General features: G+C 73.0%; 5 protein-coding genes. 3 read left to right on the top strand and 2 right to left on the bottom strand.

Annotated elements, in window-relative coordinates:
* The first annotated feature begins 452 nt into the window (after positions 1-452).
* The 3 genes from K6I34_RS28935 to K6I34_RS28925 all read left to right on the top strand — a co-directional run bounded on the left by K6I34_RS28935 (position 453) and on the right by K6I34_RS28925 (position 4,595).
* Positions 453-1,835 carry a family 2B encapsulin nanocompartment shell protein gene (locus K6I34_RS28935; protein ID WP_229330324.1) on the top strand — a complete coding sequence of 461 codons (1,383 nt, stop codon included), beginning with the start codon at positions 453-455 and terminating at the stop codon, positions 1,833-1,835.
* Positions 1,822-3,258, top strand: coding sequence for a cysteine desulfurase (locus K6I34_RS28930; protein WP_229330322.1), 1,437 nt, complete (start codon positions 1,822-1,824; stop codon positions 3,256-3,258). Before K6I34_RS28935 ends, K6I34_RS28930 begins: the two co-directional genes overlap by 14 nt.
* Before the next feature lie 263 nt (positions 3,259-3,521).
* Positions 3,522-4,595 (top strand): hypothetical protein, encoded by a 1,074-nt coding sequence (locus K6I34_RS28925; RefSeq protein WP_229330320.1) that lies wholly within the window; start codon positions 3,522-3,524, stop codon positions 4,593-4,595.
* 67 nt (positions 4,596-4,662) lie between these two features.
* On the opposite strand, the gene K6I34_RS28920 is transcribed toward K6I34_RS28925, so the two are convergent.
* A complete protein-coding gene (locus tag K6I34_RS28920) occupies positions 4,663-5,598 on the bottom strand; it encodes an MBL fold metallo-hydrolase (RefSeq protein ID WP_229330318.1) in 936 nt (311 codons plus the stop codon).
* A 70-nt stretch (positions 5,599-5,668) separates the two neighbouring features.
* Positions 5,669-6,347: putative hydro-lyase (locus K6I34_RS28915; protein ID WP_229330316.1), on the bottom strand; the 679-nt coding region annotated here is incomplete at its 5' end.

Genomic DNA, 6,347 nt, shown 5'->3' with positions numbered 1-6,347 from the left:
ATGCCGGGCTACACCTCCGCTCCGCCGCCGCCCCCGCCGCCGGGGCCCGCGTACGGCCCGCGGACCGGCTGATTTCCCTACGACTTGGACCCGCATGTACACACATGTCGGGGAACAGACACCGCCAGCCTGTCAACCGGCCCTCGAACCACCGTTCTTGAGAGGTATCCGGACGAATGTGTGACGCGTCCCCGCGCGTGGCCCGTACGCGCGGGGCTCGCACGGGAGGGGCGGGGCGCGTCTCCACGCCTGGTCAGAGCAGGCGACGGACGGGAATTGTCCATTCCTGTACGAGCGAGCAACGTCAACGAGCCTATTGTTTCAAGACTGTTGCCAAAACATGGCGTCTTGTGAACGGGAGCCTCCACCAAGATGATCACCTTCGTTTGAGCGTGGACAGGCGGCGCTGCACAAGGAGTCGCGGGTCCGCGCCCGTCTCCGAGGAGGTCCCCATGAACGACCGGCTGAGCCTCAGTACCGATGCGGCACGGCAGTTGGCGACGACCACCAAGACCACCCCGCAGATGCGCGGCATCACCCCGCGCTACCTGCTGCGCGCCCTGCCGTGGGTCGACGTCGAATCCGGCGTCTACCGCGTCAACCGCCGCCGGACCTTCATCCTGGGCGACGACCGGATCAGCAGCTACCTGGACAACGGCACCCACCACATAGTCCCCGAGGACCTGCGCGAGGTGCCCTACCTCCGCGAGGCCGACGACGAACTGCTGCGCACGCTCGCCGCGGCCTTCACCGAGGTCGCCTTCGAAGCGGGCCAGGCGCTCGTCGAGGAGGGCGCCGCCGCCGACAAGCTGTGGGTGCTCGTCCAGGGCCGCGCCGAGAAGCGCGTGACCGGCCGCTACGGCCAGGACGCCCTCGCCGAGGTCATCGGCGACGGCCAGTTCTTCGACCTCGACGCCTTCTCCCGCTCCGGGCAGCACCCCCACCGGGTCCAGGCCGTCACCCCCGGCATCGCCCTGTGCCTCGACCGTGCCCGCCTCGCCGAGGCCGCGGGCCGCGACGAGGCCCTGCGTACCGCGCTCGACGCCTTCACCTCCGCGGACGCCCGGCCCGCGGGCGCCGAGGTGCCCGTCGACCTCGCCTCCGGCCACCTCGGCGAGGTCGACCTCCCGGGCACGTACGTCGACTACGAGGACACGCCCCGCGAGTACCACATGAGCCTCGCCCAGACCGTGCTGCGCGTGCACTCCCGCGTCGCCGACCTCTACAACGAGCCCATCGACCAGACCCGCGCTCAGGCCGGTCTCACCGTCGAGGCGCTGCGCGAGCGCCAGGAGCGGGTCATGCTCAACGACCCGGACTTCGGCCTCTTCAACAACGTCGCCCCGGGCCAGCGCGTCCAGACCCGCACCGGCGCGCCCACCCCGGACGACCTCGACGAGCTCCTCTCCAAGGTCTGGAAGCAGCCCGGCTTCTTCGTCGCCCACCCCAAGGCCATCGCCGCGTTCGGCCGGGAGTGTACGCGCCGGGGTGTGCCCCCGGTGATGGACACCCGGTTCGGGAGCCCGCTGCTGAGCTGGCGCGGCGTCCCGCTGCTCCCGTCCGACAAGGTACGGATGACCGGCCCGGCCGGTGCCGAGACCACCGAGATCCTGCTGATGCGCGTCGGCGAGGACCGGCAGGGCGTGGTCGGCCTGCGCCCCGCCAAGGTGCAGGACGAGGTCGAACCCGGCCTGGCCATGCGCAACATGGGCATGGACCAGAAGGGCATCACCTCGTACCTGATGACGGCCTACTTCAGCGCCGCCGTACTGGTCGAGGACGCCGTCGCCGTGCTCCAGAACGTCGAGGTGTCCAAGTACCATGACTACTCCTGACATGGCACCCGGCGCGCTGTGGGGCGGCCGCGCCCCCACCGCGCCCTTGCCCACCGGCGTCCTGACCCCGCGGCCTTCCGGCGCGCTCCCCGGAGCCTCCGGCTCCCTCCCGAGCGCACTGCCGCAGCCACAGCCGCCCGCCGCCCTCACGGGCAGCCGGCTGCCCACGGGCGGCGCGACCACTCGCGGCGGACAGTTCACCCCCGAGGCGGCCCGTCAGGACATCCCGATCCTGCAACGGCCCGTCAACGGCCGCCCGGTGATCTGGCTGGACAACGGGGCGACCACCCAGAAGCCCCGCCAGGTCATCGAGACCCTGGCCTCCTACTACGCCACCGCCAACTCCAACATCCACCGCGGCGCCCACACCCTCGCCCGCGAGGCCACCGACCTCTACGAGGGCGGCCGGGCCGCGGCCGCGGACTTCCTCGGCGCCCCCTCCCCGGACACGGTCGTCCTCACCCGGGGCACCACCGAGGCCGTCAACCTCGTCGCCCAGACCTGGGGCCGCGCCAACCTCGGGCCCGGCGACGAGATCCTGGTCTCCGCCCTGGAACACCACTCGAACATCGTCCCCTGGCAGATGATCGCCAAGGAACGCCGCGCCCGCGTGGTGCCCGTCCCGCTGCTGTCCGACGGCAGCGTCGACCAGGAGGCCTACGCGTCGCTCCTGTCCCACCGCACCCGGCTCGTCGCGATCAGCCACGCCTCCAACGTCCTCGGCACCGTGCCACCGGTACGGGAGATGACGGCACTGGCCCACCGCTACGGCGCCCGGGTGCTGGTGGACGGGGCCCAGGCGGTCGCCCACTTCCCGGTCGACGTCCAGCGGCTCGACGCCGACTTCTACGCCTTCTCCGCCCACAAGCTCTACGGGCCCACCGGGGTCGGCGCGCTCTACGGCAAGCCCGAGGTCCTCGCCGCCATGCCCCCGTGGCAGGGCGGCGGCAACATGATCGACACGGTCGACTTCGACCACGTCACCTTCGCGCCCGTCCCGCACTGCTTCGAGGCGGGCACCGGGCACATCGCGGGCGTCGTCGGCCTCAAGCCCGCCATCGACTGGCTCACCTCCTTCGACCGCGACGCGGTGGCCGCCTACGAGAGCGCGCTGCTCCACTACGCCGAACAGGCCCTCGCCACGGTCCCGGGTCTGGAGGTGCTCGGCACCACGCCCGACAAGATCGCCGTGATGACGTTCACCCTCGCGGGTCACGCCCCGATGGACATCGCGCGGTGGCTCGACCAGGCGGGCATCGCCATCCGCGCGGGGCACCACTGCGCCCAGCCCTCCCTCCGCCACTACGGCCTGGAGAGCGCGGCACGGGCCTCCCTCGCCCTCTACAACACCGCCGAGGAGGTGGACGAACTGGTCGCCGCCCTGCACCAGCTGCAGGCACAGGGCGGCGGACACGGCGGCTGACCCCCGCACCGCGACACGCCCGCCCTGGCACGCCTGTGACACGCCCGCCGCGACACGCCCGTCCCGGTGCGCCCGGCAGCGCGCCGGGGCGGGCGCTCCGCCCCCGCCGGGCCCCGCGCTCCCGCTCCCGTGGACAACACGCCGTCCGTCCGCCGGAATTCACGGGAATCCGGGGAGTGGAAGGAACCATCGTCTACAGGAGACAATCTCTGACACCAGAGACGTACGCGTGTACGTACAAACCCGGACGCAGGGGGCGGTACATGACACAGAGAGTCACACGGCGGCGGTGGCTGGGCGCGAGGAGCGCCGTCGTGGGGTCCGCGATGACGCTGACGGCCGCTCTGGCCGCCGTCGCGGGCACGGCGGGGGCGGCAGCGGCCATACCGGCCGCCGGGACCACGCGGGCGGTGGCGGACTGCGCCGCCCGGGCGTCGGCCGCCCGGGCCGTCAGGGCCGCCGCGGACTCCACGCCTCCGGCACGTGCGACGGTCGGCGCTCCCAAGGAGAGGATCTCCTACAGCCTCCCGGACCAGGCCCCCATCGGCCTGTGGACCCAGGGCGGCATCACGCTCCGCGCACCCGTCACCAAAGGCACGGTGCGGCTGGACGTCGACAGCCGTGGCTTCTCCACCGACTCCCTGTCCGTGCAGCGCTACCTCCCCGAGAAGCGCCGCTGGGTCGACCTCGACACCCGGCCGAGCGGCGCGGACGCGCCGCAGCACGGCGTCTTCACCTTCCCGCTCACCGCGTCGGCGAGCGCGGACCACCCGTACACCGTGGCCCTGCGCTTCCAGGACCTCGACCGGCCCGGCGGCTTCACCGTCACCGCCTCCGTCGACGACGGCAAGGGCCACACCTTCCGGGCCCCCGCCCGCACCGCGAGCGCCACCCGACCCGACGTCTCGGTCACCGGCTGGCAGCGGCGGACCGCCCTCGCCCGGGGCGGCTCGGCGAGCGAGGCCACGGTCACGGTGAAGAACACCACGGACCGGCCCTACCCGGCCCTCCGCGCCTCCTACTTCGCCTATGGCCAGGGCACGGCCCACGCCCTCACCCCGAAGGACCTGATCCTCCAGCAGTACCGGCCTGGCCACGGCTGGGAGCGCGTCGCGCTCGTCGCCGGGGGCTGCGACCCCGGCATGAGCGCCGCGCTGCGCCCGGCCGACGCCAAGCCGCTCGCCCCGGGTGCCACGGTCGTCTACCGCATCCGGGTGGCCGTCGCCCCCGACGCCCCCCGCGACGTGACCACCGCGCAGGCGGGGATCTCGGTCGGCAACGGCGACCTCGCCTTCTTCTCCCGCGACCTGCCTTTCACGATCGAGGACAAGAAGTAGGCGCAAGAAGCAGGCGGCAGAAACAGGGCCGGCCGGTGGACAGCCCGTCCACCGGCCGGCCCTCGTGCTACGCGGCACCCGGCCCCGTAGGGGTGAACGCGGCCCACCGCTCGATCGCGAACTTGCCGCCTTCCCGGCGCACTTCGGCCGCGCCGTGGCCCGGCAGATGGCCCGGGAACACCAGCGCGCGGGTGTCGGCGGCCTCCTCCAGGAAGCGCAGCCGGGAACGCGTGGCCTGGGCCTGGTCCTCGCTCAGGCAGGTGTCGCAGCCCGGCTCCGCGATCTGCAGGGGGCTGTGCACCAGGTCGCCGATGAACAGCGCGCGGTCCGTGCCCGACGCCAGCCGCAGCACCGCCGACCCCGGCGTGTGCCCGGGCGCGGGCTCCAGGCTCAGCTCCGCGTCGATGCGATAGCCGTCCTCCCAGAGCACCGCCTGACCCGCCCGGTGCACCGGCGCGATGCTGTCCTCGAACATGTCCCCGTTCGTCCGGGCGGTGCTGACGTCACCGAGCCTCCCCTTCACCGTGTGCCCGTTGGCCGGGTTCCAGTAGTCGAAGTCGGCTCTCGCGATCAGGTAGGCGGCTCTGGGGAAGGTCGGCACCCACGCGCCGTCCACGAGCCGGGTGTTCCAGCCGACGTGGTCCGAGTGCAGATGCGTGTTGATCACGACGTCGACGTCCTCCGGGCGGACACCGGCGGCCGCGAGCCGGTCCAGGAAGTCGGTCCGCAGCCCCGACCAGCCCGCCATGTACGGACGGTTCTTGTCGTTGCCGAGCCCGGTGTCCACGAGGACCGTGCGGCCCTCGCTGCGCAGTACCCACGTCTGCACGTTGACGTAGAACTCGTCGTTCCGCGGACCCCAGAAGTCGGGCGTCAGCCATGCCTCGTTCTCCTTCCACATCCGCGGGGTGCTCGAAGGGAAGACGGAGCCGACGGGCGAGACCGGCGCCTGCCACTCCACGATGCGGGTGATCTCCACACCGCCCAAGGTGATCGTCTGCATGGCGTCGACGCTAGAGCCGGACCGGGCACCCGGCCAAGGGGCGGGCGGGCTCCGCTTCCCGGCCGCCGCGTCAGGGCGTCCGGTACGCGCTGTCGAGGGCGTCCGTGACGAACATGTGCCCCGGGGCGTGGGTGATGGCGAACGGCGGGCCCGACGCCATCAGGGCGGCCTGCGGGGTCACGCCGCACGCCCAGAAGACGGGCACGTCACCGGGGTGCGCGTGGACCGCGTCGCCGAAGTCCGGGGCGCCGAGGTCGGCGATGCCGAGCGCGGCCGGGTCCCCGCTGTGCACGGGCGCGCCGTGGACGGCGGGCATCCGCGCGGTCAGCCGCCGCGCGGTGCCGACGAGTTCCGCGGGGACGGGCCGCATCGAGACGACCAGCGGGCCGTGCAGCCGGCCCGCGGGGCGGCACTGCCACCCGGTGAGGTACATGGGCACGTTGCGGCCCTGCTCGACGTGGCGCAGCGGCACACCCGCCTCGCGCAGCGCCCCTTCGAAGGTGAAGCTGCACCCGATGAGGAAGGCGACCAGGTCGTCCCGCCACACGTCGGTGACCTCGGTGGGCTCGGCGACGAGGCGCCCGTCGCGCCAGACCCGGTAGCGGGGCAGGTCGGTGCGCAGGTCGGCGCCGGGCGCGAGCGGGGTCGTGGTGACGCCGGGGTCGGTCACGTCGAGGACCGGGCAGGGCAGCGGGTTGCGCTGGGCGAAGAGCAGGACGTCGTACGCCCAGTCCTCGGGCACGGCGATC

This window comes from Streptomyces sp. UNOC14_S4, assembly GCF_020740835.1.
Lineage (GTDB): Bacteria > Actinomycetota > Actinomycetes > Streptomycetales > Streptomycetaceae > Streptomyces.
This window is presented reverse-complemented; position numbering and strand designations above follow the sequence as displayed.